The organism is Massilioclostridium coli, from assembly GCF_900095865.1.
In the GTDB taxonomy this organism is placed as follows: Bacteria; Bacillota; Clostridia; order Oscillospirales; family Ruminococcaceae; genus Massilioclostridium; species Massilioclostridium facile.
Map to the genome: position 1 here is coordinate 1470532 of NZ_FMIZ01000007.1, position 25256 is coordinate 1495787.

Consider the following 25256-nt stretch of genomic DNA (forward strand, 5'->3'; position numbering starts at 1 on the left):
CTTCTGTCAAATACTATTTTTTCTTCCTCTCCATATCCTCCGTCATCGCTTTCTGCTGCGTCTGTTTCTTCCCCTGCTTTGCGACTTTCTTCTGGTTGAGCCGGAGCTTGGCAAGTACGGATTCTCTTGGTTTATCTTTATCTTTTACCTTGCGGACATTGTTCATCAGTCCGTCAATCATGTTGTAGTTAGCTTCTTCTGCCATCTCCGCACTGCGAAGATATTCTCCGTTGTCCATGACCTTCTGCCAGTTTGCCAGCTCTGGTTCTTTTCTCTTCTGTTGCGGTGGCTGTTCCTGTCCGATTGGTGTTGACGTTTGTTGCTGTGGCGGTGTTTCCTGTTCTTTTTCTTCCTGCTGTTTTATGAAATTTTGAATCTTTTCTCTTGCCTCGGCATCAAGTCCGTTATAATTATCATTCATAACAACGGCACCATCATCACTAAGAACCACATAGGCAGCTCTCGGTCCGTATTCTTCGTGTTCCATCAGAAACCATTTTCTTTCATTCATCAAAATGTAATCAATGACTTGCCATGTTCCCTTTTTCCCTTCGATGGTATATCCCTTTGTGTCAACATCCAGCTTTGTATCTGAAGAATTTTTCATCTGGAAGAAATCTGAAACAATGATAAATCCATCTTTATCTACATAGTAGACGGTCGTTTTTCCATCATCCGTAAGGACAATGACATCACTGCATCCAATGGAGTGACCTTTAAAGTTCTTCGGTCGCTGTTTCTGCAAGCGTGTTTTTATATCCGCCGGAGTTTCCTCCGGCTGGATTCTTCCAATATATACTTGCTGATAATTTTCTGCCCTGACCTCTTTTCCTTCACTTTTTAATTTGGCATAAGAACGGAAACGGACATTTCTGTACTCTGGTGTTTCTTTCACCTGATATACTGCACACTGACTTGTGTTCATGCTTCACTCTCCTCCATCAACTCTAAATCTTCTTTATACTCTTCCAAATCCATGAGGAAAACCTCGTAGCCTTCATCGCTCATACAGAACAGTTTTCTTATTGTTTCGCAGACCAGCATAATCATTTCCGAATCTCCTGCAAGAAATGGTATAACCCGGTCGATTGCTTCCATCGTATCAATTCGGTTGCCCTGATCAAGCATTGCAGTTACGATACATTCTTCCATATCAAAATTCATAGACAGATCCATCATAATTCCATATCTCCCTTCTTATGTTCATTATTTTTTTCTTGTGCTTTTTCCTGTGCCTTTACTCTCGCCTGATAGTCTTTTAAAGACTGCAGAACAGATTTTTTAATGCTTCCTGGTTCTCTTGTTACTTTCTTCTCTGCATTTTTTTCAACATCTATATTTTTTCCTGATTGTTTTTCGGATAATTCTTCCGTAATCTCTGCCTGCTTATTCTTTTTATCTGCAAGATATTTTTCCATATCATTGATTGCTTTCTGTACCAATGGGCTTTCCTTATAATGCGGAATCATATCTATCAGTTCCCTGTCTACTCTATCCCAGCTCATCAGTTCGTATTCTCCAGAATAATCTTCATCCCCATCCTGCAGATCAAAGCCAATACCTTTGCCTCCATGCATTCGTTCTGCCGGAATACTTTCATAAATTTTAATCGCTTCTTCTAGCGTGAGATTATTATGGTATTCCCCCATGACCGGAAACTCCATGCACTCCGCTACATAAAAAGTAATCGTAGCTTCTGACTGTTCCTGTTCTGGTTGTCTGGTAAAGATAGAAAGAGTTTCTGCTTTTTCCAGACGGGAAAGCAGTGAACGGGCAGTTATCACATCACTGTCTATATCGGATTCTTCCGATACTTCAACCAGCCAGTCCTTTAAACACCCTATTTTCTTATTCAGAATGTCCTCTGTGATCTTCTCCACCTGTTCTTCCCTGTTCTCAATGGTATCTTTATATTCGTAAGTGTCATATTCATAGCTGAAATTATCCAAATCCACTGCCAGCTTTTTAATTTCCTGTTGATCAAGGTAAGTATCTGCTTCCTTCATATATTCTGCCAGAGTGATTCTTTCTTCTGCGATAGGATTGATGTCCACCTTAATACCTGCCATTGCTATAGCATGAGCATTTAATTCATTGAAGAAACTATCTTCTCGGATATTGCCACGATAAGAAAGCACCACATCAAGGTCAGAATCATTTCTGTAAAGTTCCTCTCTGCTTCTGGAACCATGCACCCTTGCAGCAAGCAGCTCTACTTCATTTTCCAGTCCCATTTCTTCCAGAATACCCTGTGCGTGATACAAGACACCTCGTTCCACTTCTGCCCTGCTAAGACCATTTAATGCTACTTCATCTCTTCCAATCTCAGAAGTCGCACGAAGCTCACCTGCCTGTAGTAAATCCTTTGAATGTTGGATGGTCATTGCCTCAAATTCTTTATAGTCTACTTTAACGCACTCCATATCATCCATTCTTTCACTTTTTAAGATTTCATAAGTAGCTTTCTGAATAGATATATCTGGATTATCGTAATCACTTTCATTAATTTCATGCAAATCAGAATCATAGAAAATATAAAAATAACCTTCTTCCGTTGCCTGTACAGTCAGATACCCTTTACTCTTAGTAAACTGCATGGCAATTCCCTCACAGGTATCCACTGCTCTTTCCCGGTCATAGTCCTCAAAAATACTTGGAGGACAATTCTTTAATAACTGTGCCCGCTGCATCTGCCGTTCGCCTGCTTCTTCCACTTCTGCCATCAAATCTTCATAATCAACGGAAACTGCATTTTCCAGAGACACATCTTCATCTTCCAGAATATCTTCCATTGCCTGCCGCATAGAAATATCAGGATTGTCATAAGCACCACCGTCGATCTCATCGTAATCCAAAGCATAAAAGGTATAATCATAGCCTTCCTCTGTTCTCTGGATTGCAAAATATCTATCATCAATCTTATATGCCAGTTCATCCGGTTCCAGTTCCGGCATAAGTCCCTCTACAGAAATTCCTTTCTCCTGCAGATATTCTGAAATAGCTTCCAATGCTCCTGCATCATACCCATTCCAAAGATCTTCGGCTACAAGCTGACCATGTTCCGATACGATAATCCCTGCCACATCTGAACCATACTCATCATGTTCCATGAAGAAGAACTTCTCCCCTGCATACTCTCTTTCATCTACTGTATGCCAGGTTCCCGCATGTCCATCTGCTTCAAATCCTCTGGTATCTGCTGTAATGGTGACTTCCGCTTCATCCAATGCCTGTTCAATCTTCTGCATACGGATCTCTGCTCTTGCCATATCAATAAATCCATCTAACACCGCTGGGTGGCTTTCTATCACATAATCCTGATTCAGATTCTTTCCCTGATTGATATTTTCCGGGATTTCGATATGCTCTGCCCAGTCTTTGTTCTGTTTGGAAAATCTGCCGTCATAAGAAAGTTCCCGGAGCGTATTTGCCATAATAAATGTCATACGCTCTTCTCCAAACTGCTCTAACACTTGCGTTGCGGCATCTTCCTCTAAATGCAGCCCGTCAAATTTTAATGCGATTGCTTCCTCGATTGCTTTCTTACAATCAATGTTTAACTTTCTGGAATCCAGATAGGCATCTACATCCCGTTCTTCCATTGCCTGTGCAAGTGTTCCTTTATAGACTGGCGGGTAGGCTCTGGTATGATTATTTTCCAGTATCTCCATTCTCTGCTGTACAAAGTCCGGAAGTTCCTCAAAGCCGAAAGAATCCACATAATAAGCCTTTGTTTCCGCCGTCCGGTTTATAACTATGACATCGCTTACCGATAAGGAATGTCCATGAAAATCGTTTGGGCGGTTGATATTAAATCTCTCAAAAATATCATCTAATGTGATCGTTGGTGTCCATGGAGCCGCATACACCATCCTGTAGTCTTTTCCATCAATGCTATAGCCTAATTTTTGAGCCGATTCAACCCCCATAAACTGATAAGTATGCTCTCCATCCGTATCCATCTGATAGATTGCAAAACGACCGCTTTCTCCATGAAGAAGTAAGGTTTCATCAATCTTTTCTGCACTATCCTGTTCCAGTTTTTCCTGTCTGGCTATCGCTGCTTCTCTTTCTTTATGTACTTCCCATTCCGTTTCCGTAATACCAAAGATACCGTCATGCCCCAGGATCGCATTTTCTGTTTCTGCAAGAATCTGTCCTGCCTGTTCTGGATGATCTGGATTTCCATTTAAGATAAAAACTTCTGCACCTTCACGATACAATTCTACTGCCCTGTTTTTTTCAAGAGGATACATATGCTCCAGTCGGATTCCTGCTTCGTGCATTTCTGTAAAACCGATTCTTCCATCTGGAAAATTATCCATCTGTGCCTCTGTTTCATGCACAAGACTTCTCATAACTTCACTTCGGTCACCCCGATTCGCTGTCAGCATACGGTTTACCAGTCCCAAAACTTCGTCTCGGTCATCCATCTTATAAGCAAAATTGACGATAAGGTTCCTTTGGGATTCCGTAAAATTTTCATGGCTGGCGGTTTCTGCAGCTTCAATCAGTCTATGGGCATACTGCATGGTACTTTCCCTTTCTTCTGGAAGCTCTGTGGTTGGAAAGTTCGCTCTTGCTGCCTGGATCACTTCATGTACTAAGTTTGCACCGGCTTCATCATAAGATTCCCGCATATCCCAGACCAGATCATTCAGTCTTTCTATCTGTCCGGGAAAGGTTTCTGCATATTCCGTTACAAATGCTTTCTCTTCTTCTGTAAAAATTGTTCTCGGAAATTCCGCTTTTTCCACCAGCATTTCTGCCTGTTCTTTCGGTGTCTGCTCTGAAAAATAAGCACTGCCTGTATCTGCATCATACGCTGCATCAAAAAAGTGAATCGGATAATTTCCTCCCACTCCATCACTTGCATACAATACTGTGATTACTGCACCTCTGTCCTCCAGAAATTCTTCCAAAGATTTCTCATCCTCTGAGATTTCTTTCTGCTCCAGCCGACTGACATATTCCTTCACATTCTCCTGCAACTGTTCTGCTGTCATGTTCTCAACCAGATCATACGCATATTCTGAACCCATGCTGCCTGAAAGATGCAGAATCACATCCTCTCTATGGAATGTTTCTCTGATTGGTCTTTCCATTTCCAACTCATGCATCTTTGTTTCAATATTTTCAATAATTCCCGCTGAAGTTTTTCGGATTGTATCCATAGACGCTTTCAGCGTTTTCATGTTCTGACTTTCACACCAGCTTGCAATATAAGTAAAGGAATATTCCGAAGTATCCAGTCCAAAATGACTACATACAATATAAGCAATGCTTTCTGCTTCTACTTCTTTGGCTGTCTTTCCTTTTATAATGCCATCTGCATCCATTACATCATTGTCATGCAGAATTGCATGGGCAACTTCATGGACACCGGTTTTCATGGACTGGAGATTACTCATTCCTGTTTTAATCGCAATATATTTTTCTGTCTGATGATAATAGCCCTTTGCCTCCCCGTCTATTTCCATAAACCGTACTGGTACCGGTGAAATATCCTGCAATGCTTCCATAAAAATATCATAAAACTGCACGCTTCCTGTCAGCTCCGGTACATCCAGTTCTGCAATCGGTTCTCCTTCTGTCTGGCTGACATCAAATACTGTCGCTACCCGAAATCTTGGGATTACCATTTCTACAATCTCTGTTTCCGGCTGTCCATCTTCGCCAATGATTGGTTCCTGTGTATCTGGATCAATCTTTTCTATTTCCTGTTTTTCTTTTACTGGCGTCGGTGCAATAATCTGGATTCCTTTTTCACCCCGTTTTACATGACGGTTAAATTTCTTCTGCCATGCCTGATAACCTGCCACCAGTGTCGCATCCGGTTTCTGCATCGTAATCAGAAGAGTATTGTTGAAACTATAATTATGAAATTTTGACATCGTATCCAGATATTCTGTATAACGCTCTGATGTAAAAATTTCCTTTACTCCCTGTTCCAGACGCTCTGTGATTTCTTTTAATTTTTTATCTGTTTCTGCCATAGTTTGTCCTCCAATTTTGAATTTATCCCGCCAGAAAGTTCTCTGACGGGACATTATTTATAACTCCTGCTCGTGATTTTTCTTTGGTTTCGGTGTACCAGTCTGCTTCGGTGCAAGCTGTCTAGCCTTTTCCTGTTTCAGACGTTCCAGTATGGACGGCTTATGAACCTTGTCTGCTGTTTCCTGCAGATTCCTGTCTGCATCCCGGACTTCTTCCTTTCTCGAAGAATCCCTGTCTGGAATCTTTTCTGTACCAATATCCTCATCTGCCAGAATTGTTTCATTCCCTTTTTCATCCATGTTGAGCAAAGCATTTAACTCCGATAAACGCTCCATTTTCTCATTCAGTTCCGTTTCTTTTGGAAATGGTTTTTTTACTTCTTCCTGTGCTGTTGCAAGCTGCTGTTGTACTGTCTCTAACTTTTGCTCACTCTCTGCCAGTTTCTTATCAATCGAAGAAAGGGCATTATGAATACGCTGGATATTTCCCAAAGGGTCTTTTCCTATTTCAATTTTGTAGGAACATTTTCCCTTTATGGTCAATTCAAAGGAATTTGCAAACAGGTTATATGATGCAGATAAAGTAAATCCATGGTACTCTCCGACTTTTCCTCCTGTGGTGACTGCCTTTAATCCTGCACAGGCAGCTATCATAGCTTCGCCTGCTTCTTTTTTGTCTGTATAGGCAACATTCCCTATATTCATAGAATAGCTGTCATTATCCTGCAGATCAACATTCTTTATCACACTAACATCAGACTGCATTCCGGCAATCCTCTCTTTCAATGCACTGATCTGAACTGGATAATTCTTTGCAATATCTGATTCCAGACGATAAATCTGACTGGTGTGGTTAGCCTTCAAGAGCTTTAATTTACTGACTTGAACATCCAGATCCATTTTTTCTTTTATATAGGGATTTCCTGTTGCAAGGGCTTTGATCTCTGCATAAGAAAGTGCAGTATCATCCACATCTTCACACGCCCTGACTGGTGACTTACTGGTCATAATCTGAGAAATAAACTTCTGTTTATTTTCCAAAATCTGCCACATGTATGCATCGAACGTATTCTCTGTTACATAGCGGAATATCTTAACTTTCTCATTCTGGTTTCCCTGTCGTAAAATTCGTCCCTCCTGCTGCTCCAGATCAGTCGGTCATTTTTTGCGGACAGTTCATACATGCTATCCTTTTCTGTTCTCTGCTCCTGCGTTTGCTCTCGTTTGATTTCTCCCTCCGTATCTTCTTGGCACAAGCAGGACAATACCTTGATGCACCAGAGCCCGGGACATATTCAACGCCGCACACCGTACAATTTTTAGCGGGCATTGCTGCCCACCGTTTTGTAGGTATGATATGTAATTCATCGACAAAGCCGATGAATTTATAGTAAATCTTGATTTCCTGCTTCACTGTTCCGTCTGCCATCTTCTCACGCTCCGAAACAAGTATCTTGTCTATGAGTGCGTTTATAACTGTTGCATCCAGTTCTTTTAAGCCTTGATAATTTCGGATAAGGGCGAGGAAGTCACGGATTCCCCGTGATTTCTCGTAGCTTTCATTAAGAGTTTCCGTCACCTCTTTCAGCCTTGCTTCAATTTCAAGCTGCTCTTTCTGGTATTTCCCCGACATCATCTCAAAATTCCGCTCGGTAATACGCTCCATGACCTTATCCTCGTAGAGAGAGGAAAACAGCCTGTCCAGTTCCGCAAGGCGTTTGTTCAGCTTCTTACGTTCTTTCTCTAATGCTTTCGCCCTGCTCTGGTCTGTTTCCGTGAGCCGCTTTTCTATGGCCCTGACCGCCTTTTCATCATTCACTGCCATATCCGCAAAACAGTTGATGTCGGCAAGAACGGCATTGAATAAATCCCTTGCTTCTATATTGTGGGCACTACACTCGCTTCTTCCGTTTCTTGCATAATTATTACATGAATACTGTACACAGTCGATAATCTCTGGGCGTTTCCTCCTGTGTACGTTCATTGCCCGCAGAGCACATCCGCAGTCCACACACTTGATAACGCCTGCAAAAATATTTACAAATCCTCCCTTGTTCTGTGGAAGCCTACGACTTGTAATAAGCTGTTGGACAATATCAAATTCCTCCTGCGTGACTATTCCCTCATGGGTATTGGGTATCACTTCCCATTCTTCGGGCAGCTTAGAGGGGCGTTTCTTGCTTTTCATATTGGCGGCAATCCGTTTGTAGCCTACAAGATTTCCCGCATATATCGGGCTTCTTAAAATGCTCCTCACGCTGTTCCCACTCCAAATATAGCGTTTGTCCTCGTTCCCCTCAAAATGACGTTCAAAGCCTGTTTCGCCACGCTCCGCCGCATAAGCGGCAGGGCGTAGGATATGCTGTTTATTAAGATGTCTGCAAATTTTGGCAACTCCATTCCCTTTTAATGCAAGGTCGAATATCTCTTTTACAACATGTGCCACTTTATCATCTATCAGCAGATGGTTGTGGTCGGCAGGGTCTTTGATATAGCCATAAGGGGCGGTAGTTCCCATGAATTTCCCCTGTTGAAACCTCGCCCGATATGCCGATTTTATCTTAACAGATATGTCAGCGGCATACATTTCGTTTAAAATGTTGCGGAAAGGCGTGATGTCCATAGCAGATTTATTCAAGGTATCTACGCCGTCATTGACCGCTATATACCTCACGTTATGCTCTGGGAAGAAAACTTCCAGATATAACCCACAATCAAGATAGTTTCTCCCCAGACGGGATAAATCTTTCGTAATCACGCAGTTTATCAGACCGCTTTCAATGTCTTTTATCATATTCTGGAAACTTGGTCTTTGGAAATTTGTACCAGAATAACCATCGTCCACATACGTTTTTGCTATGTGCCATCCCTGCTTTTTCACATAATCCGTGAGGATGGATTTCTGTGTCGCAATGCTCGCACTCTCGTTATCCGTACCATCGTCTTTAGATAAGCGGCAATAAATGCCGACTAAATAGATTTTCTTTTCTTCTTTGATTCCTGCCATACTGTAAAACCTCCGTATCTGTCCTATCTGTTTTCATGTCCCATTGCGTACATTCTAAGCGGACAGCCCCTCATTGTCGAAGGTGTCGCCCTCGGCAATCTTCTTCCGAATATCCTCGGAGATAATCGGGACAAACGCTTCTGTAACGGTCTGTGTGCCGACATATTCACGGCTGATTATCATCTGCACTGGTGCTTTTGGCACGATACGCTTTCTCTTTTTATCTGCTTTCTTATCCTCGCCCATACTTAAATCTTCCTTTCCAGACAGGGCAGGGAAGAGTTTGGAAATGTCCCCGCCCTGCCAATCAGATACCATTAATCCTCGCTGTTTAATTCTTTCTGTAATGCTTTAAGGAGTGCCGCCGCTTCATCAGCGTTCAGCGTGATTCCCTTGCCGCACTTTTCACGGTTCGGGGAAAAGCTGCGGATGTCATACTTCGGCTCTTTCCCATTCCATGAAATGAGATTGATTTCCTTTGTGTAGCCACTGTCGCCCGTAGACAATACTGCGATTTCCTTTACGATTTCATACTGGATTTCTCTCATTCTCCATACCTCAACTCTCTGTATTTACTTCCCGAAAAAAGAAGATTAGCGGCTGTCACGGTTGCGTTTCCTCTGCAACTCACGCTCCAAAAGTTTGATGATGGTTTCCTCCATCTGCTTCGGCGTTGTGTTCTTCGGAAAGTATTTTTTCAGCTTGCTTGTGTTGATTTTCAAGGTTTCTTTCTGGTTGCCCTTTTCCTCCGTCATAATCGCAAATATCGTATCCATGTCAAGCCGCCCGCTCTGGCTTAACTGTTTCATCCGCTGTGCCTGTGAGAGTGAGGGCGTTGCTTCTTCGCTCTCCATCGTGGCAAAGAGGTTTTCCTGCTCGTCTTTCTTCAAGAAGGACAGTTCCACCGCAGGCGTGAGGGCGATTTTCCCCTCGTCCACCATCTGCAAAATCGGCGGTATCAGTTCCGTCAGGCGGATAAAACGCTGCACGGTCATCCTGCCCACGCCGAAGCCCTGTGCCACCTTGTCGTCCGTCCGCAACTTCGTCACAACTTGTGACGAGGTTAAGTCTGTGCGGAAACCCTGCCGCTTCATGGCTTCGGATTTCATCTTGTAAGCAAACGCCCGCTCCGATGGCAGGATATTCTCACGCTGCAAATTGCTGTCTACAAGGGTGATGATGGCTCGGTCACGGTCTAAGGGCAGGACAAACGCAGGCACGGTATTTATCCCTGCAAGTTCAGAAGCACGGACACGCCGCTGTCCTGCAATCACTTCATAACCGTCCCCGTCCTCTTTCGGGCGTGTGATTATCGGCGTGACAATGCCAAATTCCTTGATGCTTTCCGCTAACTCTGACAGTGTTTCATCTTCTGCCACATGAAACGGATTGTCGGGGAACGGGTACAAGTCTTTGGTCTTTAACACCTTAAAATCCTGTTTCTTCATTCACATATCTACCTTTCTTTCGCTCTGCTTCTATGATTTTTCTGCAATTCTTCCAACACTTCGGGCGGTATTTTTGACAGCAGCCGCCCCATCTGCTCGTTGGTTCTCTGCAATTCAAATATCTTCTGATTCGCTTTCTGCACCTTTAGTTCCTGCTCGTACTTTTCATCACGCATACGCCCCGCATAGTCTGATTCCTGCCCAATTCTCTCTTTCAAACTGTCGATATACGCCTGCTGTTTCCCGATTTCCTTAGAGAATTTCTCCACGTCTGGCAGCCATGCAGAGAGTAAATCTAACGCTTTATCCCTTTTCTTCCCTGCGTTAAAGGCGTTGATGTCGGATAGGGCAGACACGATTTCTTCATACTGTTTATCAAGCCTGCCGCCTAATTTATAGAGCCATGTGGGGACGTGTTTCCGCTTGGTTTCCATTGAGGACTGCCCCCGTTCAAGCTGATTCCACCGTGAGGACATCCGCTCATGGTAGGCGGTCTGCCACTCGGATAATGATTTCTGGTTGCCTAAGATAGCTTTCGCTGACAGCTTATTGTCTGGCGTAATCGGCACAAAGCAGAGGTGCATATGGGGCGTTCTCTCGTCCATATGGACGACAGCGGAGAGGATATTCTGCTTTCCAACACGCTCCGAAATGAAGTCAAGAGCCGTCTGGAAATACGCTTTTTGTTCTTCGGGCGGTAACTGGTTCATAAATTCTGGTGAAGCTGTGATGAGCGTTTCCACCATCATCACGCTGTCTTTCCTTGTCCTGCACCCCGCTTCGGCTACCATGCGGTTAATCTCTTTCTTGTAGGTGTACTTTGGTGGTGCTATGAGATGGTAATTGTTTTTAGAGCGTTCCATATCTATATCTGGGTTGCTTTTGTAGGCTTCTTTCTTCCGCTCGTTGTGGCGTTCACAAGCCGCAACGCCGCCCGCTTTTCGTTTCTGGAAACGCAGGATTGCATAAGGCATAGGCGGATTCCTCCTTTCTTTCGGCGGGTGACCGTCCTTTGGGGTGACAGCGGTGACGGTGGTGACAGCAGTTTTGGGATACCCCCTGCCGACTGCCGCAACTGTCACCCTCACCCCCTGCATGACGGTCATGTCGATGATGACGGTGTTTTTGGGATACCCCCCTCGCAAGAGCCGTCACCGTCATGCCGCCATTCTTTTATCCGAAGCCGTAAGGCGTAGGATAGCAGGGCACAGCCCTGCCTTAAGGGAGTCCAGAGGGAACGTCTGGCACACGACTTTGCAGGGCAAAGTGTAGTGTGTTACACCCTGTAAACGCAGTCGGAAAAATCGGAATGATTTTTCTGACCGCAGGGGTGGTTTTACACGACCGAAAAGGGCGAGTAAATCTCACGCCTGCATTTTGCGTTTACGGGGTGTTCTCCCGTAGGGATGACAGCGGCAGGGTATCCTAAAATCACTGTCACCACCGTCACTGCTGTCACCCGCAGGGCAGAGCCGCCAGCTTTACATGGCTTTAAGCGTCAATGACAGTAACAGGGGGGTATCCTAATATCGCTGTCACCACCATCACCGCTGTCACCCGCCCTCCTTGCAAGGGCAATCCGCCTGCCGTCTTTCCTGCGGCTGTACTGGTAGCAGATACGGTTCTCGCTTAAAAATGTGGTGCGGTATTCATTCAGCCATTTCGTAATCACCGTGGGTATGGTTTCCGTTTCCCCCATAGCGGCTAACAGTTCCGTTGCCGTGCCTATCCATTCTTCCTTATCCCTCATAAAATCCACCAACCGAAAAAGGACATCTGGTATCGTTTCTTTCGCAAGCTGCTCCTGCGTTTTCCGCTCCACAAGCTCCCAACGGCAATCACGGAAACGCAGCGTGTATTCCTGATAAGGCGTGTCCCTGCCCGTCACATACAGCTTGGCGGTGTCAGACGCACGTTTCTCCTTTTCCAGAACAAAGGTAGCGTCCGCACTCCCCGTTAATCCTGTCGTCCCAGACACCTTGTTGAACACGTCGCTGTCATTCTGCTTTCGGATGTGGTGTACGACAATGACCGCCAGAGAGTGCCTGTCGGCAAAGTCTTTGATGAGGGAGATGTCCCCATAGTCGCTTGCATAGGCATTGTCTTTTGAAGCTGTACGGACTTTCTGCAAGGTATCAATGACAATGAGCCTGCTGTCTGGGTAATCTTTCAGATAATCTTCAAGCTGCACGATAAGACCGTCTGACAGCTTGCAGCTTGCCACGGCAAAGTGGAGCCGCCCGCTTGCTTCGTCCGTCAAACGAAATAACCTGTCCTGTATGCGGCAGAACGTGTCCTCAAGGCAGAGGTAAAGCACATCGCCCTCCATTGTCGGCATATCCCATAAAGGGATTCCCTGCGACACGCATAAGCATAGCTTCAGCATGAGCCAGCTTTTGCCTATCTTCTGTGAGCCGCAGAACAGCGATAAGCCTGTCGGGATAAGGCTGTCCACCACAAAGGATGGTTTCTCAAGCGGTTCATAAAGGAGCGTTTCGGCGTTGACTGTCTGTAACTTCTGCATGGCTTTCCTCCTTTCGGGCGGTGTCTTTGTTTTCGTTGCACATAGGCGTTGACCTCCTTAAAAATAGATTTACTCCCACGGAAAAAAGTGAGAGTATGTAATGCCGCCAATCCCACACAAATAAAAAACAGATTTCTTTTTCGGGCGGTGTCGGTCACGGTTGGAGATATTTCTTCAATTTCCGCCTTTACTTTCTCCTTTGCAATCGCAACAGATTTCTGTATTGCCGAAGCGGTGCAATGCTCCATAGCGGCGATTTGGTAAAAATTGAACTCATACTCGTAGTAGAGCAGGAAACGCCGCCTTTGTATCTCTGGAAGGCTCCCAACCGCCTTATAGAGCGTTTCATTCCGTTCTTCCTCAACCATGCGTTCATCAAGGCTCTTAGGCACACGCAACGCCCGTCTGTAAAGGGTTTCGTCCCATACCTCGTTAAACTCCCTGTGCCGCTCGTCCCATTAGAAAAGATTCCTGTTCCTGCGCTCCATCTGCCGAAACTCCATAAAGAACTGTTCCGACACTTCCAACTCGTGGGATTTGCCCTGCCCGTCCTTAAAGCTGATAAAATACCTTGTGCCGCTTTCCGTGGATTCCTCCCGAAGCGTGTATGCCTTAACCCTGTATGCCATCCTGTTGTCCTCCTGCAAAAAATGAGTGAGGGGATTTCCATCCCTCACCCAGTAGCCCGCAGGATGGCAGGCTGTTTTAGAAGCTATAAAATTTTCCGCAGCTTCTTCCGCAGATGGTCTAACCTCGCATAGATGGCACCAGTCGTCAAATGCACAAGCGGGGCAATCTCCTTTGTGGAATACCCCTGCATTTTCAGCAGGACGATTTTCAAGGTACGCCCGTCCACCGTGACTAATACTTGATAGAGATTTTCGCTCTCAATCTCTTCCAGTAACTCCGCAACCGTACCCACTTCCGCCTGCCGCTCCCTGCCTGCCATGTCCTCAAGATATTCCGCAACGTCATTCGTCCATCGGTAAAACCGCCTGTTGGAATTGAAGTCTGCCCTGTCCGCCATGCGTATCTGCTCAATGGTCGCTTCATCAACGCCGCACTCACGCAGCAGCTTTTCCTCCGCTTCTTTCCAGATACGCCATTTCCTGTCCTCCCGTCCGTGGTTGTATGCCATTCTTACTTCCTCCAATCAGAATTGATTGAGAGGGCAGAGAAAAGCCCCCTCATCTTCCCAAAGGAAAAAACAAGGGGGCTGAACGCCTTAAATTTTAATTTTCTATTATCTTTCTTAGTTTTATTAGGATTCTGGCTTTGCGTTTGTTTACAACGCTCTGGGTTATGCCCAACCTCGCCCCGACTTCACGCTCGGAAAGTCCGTCAAAAAAGATTGCCTGTATCAGCTCCTGTTCACTATCCGACAGCAAAGGCAGGGCGGCTTTCAGCCTGTCCACCATGACCGCATTGACAACGGTTTCTGCAATGTCCACCGCTTCATCAGTGATAAAGTCCAGAGGATTCCCCTCGCTGTCCGTAAATCCGTCGAGAGATAGCAGTCTATTCTTTGTATCTAATTTTTGCAGATAACGCCACCGTTCCTTGTCACGGTAGAAGTCTGTGTATTGCTCCCTCACGACTTCAAGCAGACAGATGGGGATAAACAGCTTGTCCATATAGGTCTGGTCGGATTCCCTGCAACGGCAGAACTCCGTGTAGGATAATTCCACATAGCCGCCACTTTCTCTGATATATACCTTTCTTGGTGCATATTTCACCATAAATACCTCCCATCTGAATTTTTGAAATGTAAAAAATCCAGATGGAGAGGCGGAGAACGACACCGCATATCAGAAACAGCCCTACGGCACTTTCCAACAAAAATCGACAAAAGAAAAACCGCAAAGGCTCTGTGACCTTTACGGTTATAGGAAATAGTAATTCTATTGTATGGAGATTGTACTTCTACTTTCAAGGTGAGAAGTACCGTTGCACTGGCAGAAATTTTTTTAACTGGTTTCCTGCCGTTCTCTGATATGCTATGTATTGATAAATTTTGCTTCGTATGAGCAGATAGATAACTGCCCGAAAAAAGGACATAAAAAAATCCCTCCAAATTTAAAAACAAATTCAGAGGGTAATTTAGGGTATAACAAAATAACCCACCCGAATATCGTTTTTTTTATTTGGTGAGTTTGTTCTTTCAAATACGAAACAAAAAGAGCCGATGATTCGTGAATTGTTCCACAATTTCATCGGCTCTGCGTCTTAAGCGTCTGGCTCTTTGATGACAGTTATCTTCAAGTTGTCAACTTTAATCAATCTTTCTTGTCTGCATTTTGGACAATAAAGGGGATAATTCTCCAAAACAGTGTCCTTCCTAATTTTATTACGGGTTTTGCTCCCACAAACAGGACACAATATCCATTCGCATTTCATCATAATTAGTCTCTAATCCTTTCAAATCTCATTTTATATGACTTTTGCAAGCTGTTAAGCTAACTTGTGGAACATATGCCGAACCTTATCTATACGGCTATTCGGGCGGCGGGGTTGGCAAATAAATTTACCAATAGCTGGCTGGTATCCTTTTAACTCTGTCAAGCAGACTCCCTGCCCATTTGTGAAATAAGTTAAATCGTTCCTGTATTCTTGAATACATCTAGCAGGGATTTCTCCTTTCAGAATGACCTCGTCATTCTTTATCTGAGTACTTACAATATCTGCACAATACCTTGGAGCATCATGATACGCCCGTGAGAGATATTCCTGCGGTGCATAAATTTCAAAGTGGAGATATGGCTCTAATAGTTCTGTCCCTGCTTTTTTTAAAGCCTGCTCCAATACGATAGGGGAAAGCAGCCGAAAGTCTGCGGGGGTACTTACAGGACTATAATACAATCCATATTCAAAACAGATTTTACAGTCTGTCACTTTCCATCCATACAGCCCCTGCTCGCAGCCATAAAGAACCCCCTCCATAACCGCATTTTGGAACGATTGATTTAAATATCCAAGTGAAACTCTGCTTTCATACTGCACTCCGCTTCCAATAGGGAGCGGCTCTATGGACAACCCGACAGAAGCCCAGAAAGGATTTGGCGGGACTTCTATGTGGATGGTATATTCTGCTTTTCTAAGCGGTCTTTCCATATATATAACAGTAGGCTCTTTTATTTCTGCCTCCACATGATATTTTTCCTCAAGGATGGCACAAATGACTTCCATCTGCACATTCCCCAAAAAAGAAAGTATAATCTCATGTGTAACAGTATCAATGTCAAAATGCAAAAGAGGGTCTGTATCAGCAATCTCTGCGAGGGCATTTAACAGGGCTTCCCTTTGCTCCGGCTTTTGCGGCTCTACCGTTGTCCGAAGTAATGGCATGGGATTATCAATCCATGTTTTGTGAGGCAGGAGTTTTTCATTTCCCAGAATGTCGTTCAGTTTCAAAGTATCATCAGCTAAAATAACAATTTCTCCCGGACAGGCATGGTCAGCCGGGACGATTTCACCATTTGACGGAACACACATCTCTGTGATTTTTATTTTCTCTTTTTCAGATATTCTAATAACATCCCTCAAATGCAATGTTCCGCTATATATACGCACATAAACAAAACGCCGCCTTTTCTCTGAATATTCAATCTTAAAAACCTGCCCGCATAGTTCAGATTGACCTTCAGGCGTTGATGAATAAAATTTACTGGCAATTACTTCTATAAGCTGCCGAATCCCCAGATTGTTTTTAGCGCTTCCGTGATAAACGGGAAATAACGTTCCGTTTTGGAATCTCCTGTTTTCTTCCTGTTCCAGTTCTGACATTTTAAACGGTTTCCCTGACATATATTTCTCTAATAGTTCATCGTTTCCCATAATTACCGCATCCCACTGTTCCATATCGTCATTGTCCGTTACATTTATATGGGGATGCTGCCCAACCTTTTGCTTCACTATAATTTCCGAAGAAAGCTTTGCTTTCATTTCCCGATATACCATTGGCAAATCAATCCCCTCTTGGTCAATTTTATTGATGAAAAAAATTGTCGGAATCTTCATTATCTGTAGTGCATGAAACAGTATACGGGTCTGTGCCTGTATGCCATCCTTTGCAGAAACTAATAATACTGCTCCGTCTAATACGGATAAAGAACGGTATACTTCCGCCAAAAAATCCATATGGCCTGGCGTATCTATAATGTTGACTTTTACATCCTCCCACTGAAAAGATGTCACTGCTGTCTGGATAGTGATTCCCCTTTGACGCTCCAAATTCATTGTATCTGTCCTTGTTGTGCCTTCATCTACGCTCCCTAGTTCTGCAATTGCACCACTGGTATACAATAAACTTTCCGTTAATGTTGTCTTTCCTGCGTCAACGTGAGCCAGAATGCCTAAGTTAATTATTTTCATGTGATTTTCCTCCTATCAACACCCAAAAAAGGGCATAAAAATACCCAGTGATAAATACTCCTATCACTGGGTAAATAACTCCAATAGCCCCAAAACACTTATATGTTTTCGGGCATATAAAATTACATGATAAAAGTATTCTTAAACTGGGTACAAAAAACTAAGCCCCATATTAAAAGTGAAACGGGACTGCTACTTTTTGTTCCCACTATCAAATTGACAGTTTATTTAAGAATACCTTGCCGCATATTTATTAACTCCTTGTATAATACTGAATCTAATTATATTCCTTAACCCTTTATTTGTCAAGCTGACAAACTAAAGCAGAAAAAGCGGCAGGATTTCCCCCTGCCACTAATCATCTGTTTATGCAAAAATAATTTCCTTTTCCACAATCTCCCTCGCACAAGCCCTTATGTTATTGAGGCATCCTGTCCATTCTAAGGCGTTTTCTGCCTTTAGCTGTTCCGTTATGCCCTGTGCCTGTTTCATACCCTCTATGAGCCTTTCAAAGCGTTCCTGTGCCTGTCTGTTGATGTCGGCAAGGTAGGCGTTTAGCCTGCCGCTTGTAAGAAGATTGGTGTATGTAACTTTACGGTACTGTTTTAGATAATCTAAATGCCGTTGCCCCCAGATGCCTATTGCCTGTTCTTCTTCGGCGGGTACAGTTAAGCACGGTATCAAATAATCCCCTTGCCTTTCGTATTTGCCGCCCAGTTCCTCAAATAATGATTTTGCCATTGTCTGTTACCTCCACATTCTTTTTTATTTTGAATGTCCGCAAAATCCGTCCTACATCTGATGGCTTCCAGGGGCAATCCAGATGATGCAGAGCAATGAGTCTGTCTTGCACGTTGGTACCTGCACCGAGTTTTGGAGTGGAACCCATCAGGATTCTTACCTGACCCGCCCTCACTTTTGCGAATAATTCTGCTTTTTTTACTTCTGTGTTGTACTCATGGATAAATGCAATCTCTTCCTTTGGGATTCCTTTTTCTGTTAGTTTGTTTCGTACATCATCATAAACATTAAAAGTTCCATCCCCTTTTGGAGTAGATAAGTCACAGAAAATCAACTGTGTTGTTTTCTGCTCTTTTCCTTCCTCCCATACCTGAAAGGCATTTTCTACGCAGGTGTTGACTTTGCTTTTTTCCGCATCTGGAAGAAGCTCATTCAATAATCTCTGGTCAAGGGCACATTTTCTTCCATCATTGGTAATCTTGAGCATATTGTCTTCTGTAGGATTTACCATCCCTGCCCTTACTGATTCTGCACGTTCTGAAAATGCTGCTACCATATCCTGCTGTTCTTCACTTGGTTTTAATACCTCATTAATAAACTCTGCATCCGGCACTGGAAGATTTAACATATCAGAAGTCTGAATATCTGCAGCTTCTTTAAAAATTGAAATCAGCTCCGGAAGATTGAAAAAACGGGCAAATCGTGTTTTTGCACGATAGCCCGTTCCTTCCGGTGATAATTCGATTGCGGTTACTGTCTCCCCGAACGTTGCCGCCCAGGAATCAAAGTGTCCCATTCCCATACGCATCAATGTATCATACTGGAGATAACGCATGATAGTATACAGTTCGGTCATACTATTTGACACTGGAGTTCCCGTCGCAAAAACAATTCCACGCCCGCCTGTCAGTTCATCCATATAACGGCATTTCATAAACATATCCGAACTTTTCTGTGCGTCCGTCTGTGAAATACCTGCAACATTTCTCATTTTTGTATACAAAAAAAGGTTCTTAAAGTTGTGGCTCTCATCTACAAAAAGCCTGTCTACGCCTAACTGTTCAAAGGTTACTACATCATCCTTCCTTGTCTGATCATTTAATCTCTGCAGTTTTGCCTGCAATGATTTTTTTGTTTTTTCCATCTGTTTTACACTGTAATTCTGTCCTGCTTCCCTGCCAGCTTCTTCAATAGAAAAGGTAATATCCTCTATCTGCTGCTCCAGCATGGCAATCTGACGTTCCCTTGAAAGAGGGATTCTCTCAAATTGTGTATGCCCGATAATCACCGCATCATAATCCCCGGTTGCTATACGGGAACAGAAACGTTTACGGTTTGCCGGTTCAAAATCTTTCTTGGTTGCTACCAGAATATTCGCTCCCGGATACAGACGTAAGAAATCACTGCCCCACTGCTCTGTCAGATGGTTTGGCACAACATAAAGATTCTTTTGCGATAGTCCAAGACGTTTTGCTTCCATACCCGCAGCGATCATTTGGAAAGTTTTCCCTGCTCCTACACAATGTGCAAGCAAAGTATTATTTCCATATAAAATATGAGCCACTGCGTTTTTCTGATGTTGCATCAACGTGATTTCCGGATTCATTCCCTCGAACTGAATATGACTGCCATCGTACTCTCTCGGACGGATACTGTTGAAACGCTCATTGTATATCTGACAAAGGGCATCCCTTCGGTGCATATCCCGGAAAATCCATGACTTAAATTCTTCCCTTATAAGTTCCTGCTTCTGCTGTGCCAGCATGGTTTCCTTCCGGTTCAGTTCCCGGTGTTCCCCTTCCGCATCCTGCACTGTATCATAGATTTTTGTATCTCGAAGATTCAAAGCATCTTCTAACAGTCTGTACGCATTTGCTCTCTGTGTTCCATAAGTAGAAGTAACAAGTGGATTCTGATAACTGTCCACACTCTTTCCCGAAACATTCCACTGACCGGTTACTTCAGCATACTGGACTTTTATCCGACTTCCAATATAATACCTTGGTGTATGGAATGTTTCTGCCATAAACTGTGTCACATAATCTGGAGAAATCCATGTTGCACCAAGTCTTGCTTCAATTTCTGAGGCATCCAGGTCTTTTGGCTGCACTCGTTCCAGATATTGTACATTAACAGCATATTCCGGGCGGTTCTCGGCAAATCCTCTGGCAATCTTCAATTTTTCCCGGACATTTCCAGACAAATATTCATCAGATGGCTCCCACTTTTCATTTAGCGGATTCCTAAATATCACACCTGTCAGTTCTTCCGTCAGTTCTGCTTCTGTTTTCCCGGTAAGCTGTGACATATAAGCAAGATCAACCTGTGCCTTTTCTCCAATAGACACTGCCAATGCTTCACTGGCGGTATCCACCGAAGTAACTGCCTGAGCATGACGGATTGTCCTTTTTGTAAAAATATCTGCTTTTCTTTTGAGGTTGCCCTGCTCATCCAGAAATTCCAGTGAAGTCAGAAGACAATAGCTGCTATCCTGACTAAATGCCCTTTTGTTTGCATTACTGCTAAGCAAACCATATTTTGCAGTAAAGGAATCATAAATTTCATTCAAATCTTTTTGAAGTTCTTCAACTTCCTGATCACCGCAGTCTTCCATCTGACGCTGTAACAATTTATTTGTTGCGTCACGCATCTTCACCATGCCTTTTACTCGTTCTGTAGTTGCCATTGGAAGTTCTACTTTATTCATCACAGAATTTTCCCTGTAATAAATGTCATCATCCAAAACAGCAAAGCTAAAGTTCTTCACATCTGGATCTGCCGGAATAGAAACTACCTGTTCCTCTAACTCGCTATCTGAAAATTCCATTTCTGTGATTGTTCCATGAATATTCTGTACAGCTTTCTTTAACTGTTCTTCAAGAGTAATGCCTTCTTTTGGTTTTACAGTAACTTCCTGCTTACCATACTGGGTACTTTCTGTGGTAAATTCACCAAGAACCATTTCCGGATGCTCTGCAAAATACGCATTTACAGAATAGCCTTCCTCTGTCGTCTTTAGGTTTACCCATTCTGGCTCCTCGATTGCCGCCCTGTCCCTTTTCTGAAAAAACAGAATATCTGATACAACATTTGTATTTGCATTTCTCTGAAAAGCATTATTGGGAAGCCTGATCGCACCCAGCAGCTCTGCCCTGTTTGCAATATATTGTCTGACTGCCGGATTCTGTTTATCCATGGTTCCACTGGAAGTCACAACTGCAACCACACCGCCTGGACGCACAAGATCAAGAGATTTTGCAATGAAATAATCATGAATCAGAAAATGATGCCTGTCGTATCTTTTGTCATTTACCTGGTACGCTCCAAACGGTACATTACCAATCACACAGTCAAAGAAACTATCCTGAAACTGTGTTGTTTCAAATCCCTGTATGGCAATCTGGTTTTTCTGATATAACTGTCTGGCGATTCTGCCGGATACCGGGTCAAGTTCCACACCATACATTTTTGCCTTACTCATGCTTTCCGGGATAAGTCCCATGAAATTTCCTACTCCACAGGATGGTTCCAGAATGTTTCCTTTTGTAAATCCCATATTTTCCAATGCTTCATACATACTATGTATCACTGTCGGAGAAGTATAAAACGCATTTAGGGTGGATGCTCTTGCTGCACTATACTCTCCTGAAGTCAGCGTATTTTTCAGTTCGCTGTACTCATTTGCCCAGCTTCCGTTGTTTTCTTCAAATGCCTGTGGGATACCGCCCCAGCCAACATAATGGGATAATACTTCCTGTTCTTCTGGTGTTGCCAAACGTTCTTCTTTCTCCAAAGTCTGTAATAAACGGATTGCTTCTATATTCGCTTTATATTTTGCTTTCGGACCGCCTGCACCAAGGTCATTATCTTCAATACGGAAGTTATGTGGCATAGTCACAATCTTTGTTTTTTCCTGTCTGATATATGGTTGAAATTCTCCCTCATAGCCAAACAGCTCATTTTCTCCCGGAATATAGTTTTTTCCTGTTTCCAGACATCGGAATATATCCGCATCCGGGGCATTGCTGACAGCATAAAATTCATCATAGGAATACTTAGGGAAATCTTCTGTATGGTACGTTGACAAATGCAGTTCCGTATTGGAACGTGTCTGCGCAACCAATTCTTTTCCTTCCAGCCCATCAGACAAGACACCAACTGCTTCAAAATGGTATCCCTGATATTCAAAAACACCCTGTTCCCATTGGTCAGCTATTGCACCTGCTGATTTTTCCGCCGTTTCCACAGGAGTTTCCGGTATTTCTGACTGCACCATTGTATCGTTTTCTTCTGAAATTTCTGACTGTTCAATCTCATCAGTTTCTTCTTCCGTTTCGTCTAAAACCGATTCCACCGTTTCCTCTACATCCTGCATGTCTACAACATCCGGTTCCATATATGCTTTCGTATCCAGATAATCAAACATGGACATCTGATGACCGCTTAACTCTATGGTCGGCTGTTCCAGTTCCTTGGTTGGAAATATAGTGTACGTTCCCTCTACATACTGATGGAGTATTGACAGACTTTGTGCTTTCTCGTTGTAATTTGTCCCATAGGCTTCAAAATCCAAGGGTAGTTCTGCAAGAGCTGCATCCATCTTCTGTAACAATTCCTGTGCCATTTCTTCATCTGCCAGCATCCTTGGCACCTGTTTTCTTGCTTCCTCATGCAAAAGTTCATCCGTAAATGGACGCTCAATTTCCTGTGGCAGTCTGTTATAAAAATTAATCACCCGCATTGCCATCTGGTATCGTTCATATTCCGGCATATGAGCGTAGTCTCCGGCTTGAAGAAAATGGTCATTTTTTATGAGATAATCCACTCTTTTTGCCACTTTCTGCCAGCTCAGTTCTTCTTTTGTATGGTATGCACCCGGATTTCCTCTGGAAAGCTGTAATCCTTTTCCATTGTAATCTGCATAGGAATTGTCCGCTCTGGAAAGGGCATGGCTCTGTCCTCCAATGCCATACTGCTCTTTCATAAAATTTGTTCTCTCCTGTTCATCCTGATGCCGCAGATAAAAAGAATATATGCGAAGCCTTCCTTCTGAAAAAGCTCCACCTCTTGCAAGGAAAGCATCAATCTCATCCTGCGTGATAAATATTTCCTGTTCTTTCCAAGCAAATCCCTCTCTTGCCTGATAGGGAATGACTTCTTCGGCAAATTTCTGAAACTGCTCAGAAACAAGGGTTGGTTTATAATAATGAAAACGCATGATGGATTTGTCTATGTCATACATTTCAGCCAGACCTTCCAGTCTTTCATTTAATTCGGAAAGCCACTCTGCATCATCCAGCTTTTCCGCCAGAGCATCTGTCTTTTCCGGATAACCATTATGAAAAATCTTCATATCATCTGCTGAAAATACCAGTTCAGACAGATCATCCACAATATCAGTTTCCATGTAGGCAAGCACTTGTGCGTGTTCCTGCAAGGCATTTTCCCTTGCTGCATCAAGGACAGACTGTGGTGCGTATTCTCCCTGTTTTAATAACTGATGGATACGTCCACTGACATCCTCCCATGATAAAAAAGCCTTATCTAAAAGTCGATCGTTCACCGTATGTCCTACGGCAATCTGCATCCCTGTTTCATCAAACCACACAGAATACTCGTTTCCATTAATTTTAAGACCTTTGCCACCGATGCCATATTCACGCTTCACAAATTCTGTATAATCTTCTGCTGACTGTTCACTCATAAAATTGTAGATAAGCCGTAACTGGCTTTTACTCTTATTACTTCCGGTACGGAGGATTTCATCCACAACTTCTTCCGGAATTGGGATTTCCCCGGCATACAGGGCAGACATATGCTCCTCAATCTTCCGGATCTGCTGATTTACAGTTGGTAATTCGGGCAAAGATAAAGCAGAGGCGATTTCTTCCTCTGCTTCACTCAATCCATCTTCTCCTGTATCTGTAACTAACTGTATACCAATTCCGTCAAGATGCTCTCTTCTGCTATTGCTGTCAGTGCGTTCATATGTGCTGTCCATGCCATCGGATCGGCTTCCTTGTCCGGTGCCGGTTTGTTCTTCAGCAATTTCTCCATCTGGCTCTCCATTCTCTCCTGAGCCGCTTTCTCGATCTCCAAAAGATGCTTGTTCAGCTTCCCTGTCAGGAAAAGGCTCTGGTAAAGGCTGTTCTTGTGTTCCTTCAGAAATGTTCTCCTCAGCATCCCGTATTTCCCGATTGTCACTTCTTCTTCCTCTACGGTCAGGTTCGGAAACAGGTAGTCCCCCTTGCGATGATAGGTCAGTTCCATAGTCAGTTCCTCCTTCATTATCCTCAATATCATTTATTCTCTCTTCTGTGTCCTGTATTTTGTTTTCACGCATTAACGTGTTAAAGTTATTATAATTCCTCTCTTCAGAATTTTCAAGACCTTTCCTGATTTCTTCCAGAGAAATTTTATGTACCGTTTTTCCAATATCAATCAGTACACTCTCAGCGAGCTGGCTTGCAGCATTTCCAAGAAAAGTCAATACGGAAAGCCTGTTATAATCGGTGATGTGCATGAAATCCTCTTCTTCAAGAATCAACATAGGATCAAGTCCGCATCTTCTTGCAAGCATATAATATACACTGTCCGTTGCAAGCTGCCGGAAATCGTTCCGAATCGTCCCTTCATCCAGGTCTTCCAGATAGGTTCCTTCTGTTGCATACGATAAGCCATCCAGATAATCCTCCAGATTTTCATTGACCATCTCTTTTGCCACAGACATCAACGCATCTGCCAGATCTGCCGTATCTTTCTCTTCCAGATTATAAACATCAGAAAGATGTGCAAGCACTTCTCCCCTCTGATGTTCCTGAAGCTGCCACAGGTATGGTGATCTGCCGCCCTGTACCATATGGGTATCTTTTATATCGAACACATACCGGATTTTTGCTTTTGTCCCTGTTTCATCCAGCAAAGCAATTCCTTTTGCCCCTCGGTTTACCCATCTCATCATCTTCTCATTCCACAATTCCAGGGATGCACATGCAGTTGCCTGTGGACGCTGTGCATAAATGAGAAGCTGGTCAGTAAAGGAATAACGGTATAATCTGGCGGCAGTATCCAGATATTTCATCCAGTCTGCCGGGGAACTGGCTATGTCAGTGGCATACCATTCTGCCATACCACGAATCTCCTGTACTCTTGCCATGTCTCTTCCTCCA

The 25256-nt window shown here is 43.6% G+C and carries 16 protein-coding genes and 1 pseudogene; all 17 read right to left on the reverse strand.

Annotation, left to right across the window (positions count from 1 at the left end):
- Positions 1–13: 13 nt before the first annotated feature.
- Positions 14–925 (reverse strand): YodL domain-containing protein, encoded by a 912-nt coding sequence (locus BQ2683_RS11785; protein ID WP_069989202.1) that lies wholly within the window; start codon positions 923–925, stop codon positions 14–16.
- Entirely contained in the window at positions 922–1179 is a 258-nt protein-coding gene (locus tag BQ2683_RS11790; protein ID WP_069989203.1) for a transposon-transfer assisting family protein, read from the reverse strand. Before BQ2683_RS11790 ends, BQ2683_RS11785 begins: the two co-directional genes overlap by 4 nt.
- A complete protein-coding gene (locus BQ2683_RS11795; RefSeq protein WP_069989547.1) occupies positions 1176–5996 on the reverse strand; it encodes a DUF3849 domain-containing protein in 4821 nt (1606 codons plus the stop codon). The genes BQ2683_RS11790 and BQ2683_RS11795 overlap by 4 nt, the downstream gene beginning before the upstream one ends.
- Positions 5997–6053: 57 nt before the next feature.
- A complete protein-coding gene (locus tag BQ2683_RS11800; protein WP_338061270.1) occupies positions 6054–7037 on the reverse strand; it encodes a helicase in 984 nt (327 codons plus the stop codon).
- Positions 7038–7146: 109 nt separating this feature from the next.
- A complete protein-coding gene (locus BQ2683_RS11805; protein ID WP_001820670.1) occupies positions 7147–9003 on the reverse strand; it encodes a recombinase family protein in 1857 nt (618 codons plus the stop codon).
- A gap of 54 nt (positions 9004–9057) precedes the next feature.
- Positions 9058–9249, reverse strand: coding sequence for a hypothetical protein (locus BQ2683_RS11810; protein WP_001820669.1), 192 nt, complete (start codon positions 9247–9249; stop codon positions 9058–9060).
- A gap of 71 nt (positions 9250–9320) precedes the next feature.
- On the reverse strand, positions 9321–9551 hold the full coding sequence (locus BQ2683_RS11815) for a YdbC family protein (protein WP_001206986.1): 231 nt from the start codon (positions 9549–9551) through the stop codon (positions 9321–9323).
- Positions 9552–9596: 45 nt separating this feature from the next.
- Complete coding sequence (locus BQ2683_RS11820; RefSeq protein ID WP_000743700.1) at positions 9597–10451, reverse strand: ParB/RepB/Spo0J family partition protein; 855 nt, start codon at positions 10449–10451, stop codon at positions 9597–9599.
- Positions 10452–10459: 8 nt separating this feature from the next.
- Entirely contained in the window at positions 10460–11425 is a 966-nt protein-coding gene (mobV, locus tag BQ2683_RS11825) for a MobV family relaxase (protein WP_001820668.1), read from the reverse strand.
- 524 nt (positions 11426–11949) lie between these two features.
- Positions 11950–12975 carry an AAA family ATPase gene (locus BQ2683_RS11830; protein ID WP_001170964.1) on the reverse strand — a complete coding sequence of 342 codons (1026 nt, stop codon included), beginning with the start codon at positions 12973–12975 and terminating at the stop codon, positions 11950–11952.
- Between the two features lie 458 nt (positions 12976–13433).
- On the reverse strand, positions 13434–13604 hold the full coding sequence (locus BQ2683_RS13970; protein WP_000331638.1) for a hypothetical protein: 171 nt from the start codon (positions 13602–13604) through the stop codon (positions 13434–13436).
- 83 nt (positions 13605–13687) lie between these two features.
- Entirely contained in the window at positions 13688–14113 is a 426-nt protein-coding gene (locus BQ2683_RS11840; RefSeq protein WP_000323895.1) for an RNA polymerase sigma factor, read from the reverse strand.
- A gap of 94 nt (positions 14114–14207) precedes the next feature.
- Positions 14208–14714, reverse strand: a complete 507-nt coding sequence (locus tag BQ2683_RS11845; protein ID WP_069989205.1) for a sigma-70 family RNA polymerase sigma factor — start codon at positions 14712–14714, stop codon at positions 14208–14210.
- A 471-nt stretch (positions 14715–15185) separates the two neighbouring features.
- A pseudogene (locus tag BQ2683_RS12990) lies at positions 15186–15375 on the reverse strand (cysteine-rich KTR domain-containing protein).
- A 51-nt stretch (positions 15376–15426) separates the two neighbouring features.
- A complete protein-coding gene (tet(O), locus tag BQ2683_RS11850) occupies positions 15427–17346 on the reverse strand; it encodes a tetracycline resistance ribosomal protection protein Tet(O) (protein WP_055159350.1) in 1920 nt (639 codons plus the stop codon).
- Between the two features lie 366 nt (positions 17347–17712).
- Positions 17713–18087, reverse strand: a complete 375-nt coding sequence (locus BQ2683_RS11855) for a TnpV protein (protein WP_001129922.1) — start codon at positions 18085–18087, stop codon at positions 17713–17715.
- Complete coding sequence (locus BQ2683_RS13975; RefSeq protein ID WP_069989206.1) at positions 18068–25243, reverse strand: Eco57I restriction-modification methylase domain-containing protein; 7176 nt, start codon at positions 25241–25243, stop codon at positions 18068–18070. Before BQ2683_RS13975 ends, BQ2683_RS11855 begins: the two co-directional genes overlap by 20 nt.
- Positions 25244–25256 lie beyond the last annotated feature (13 nt).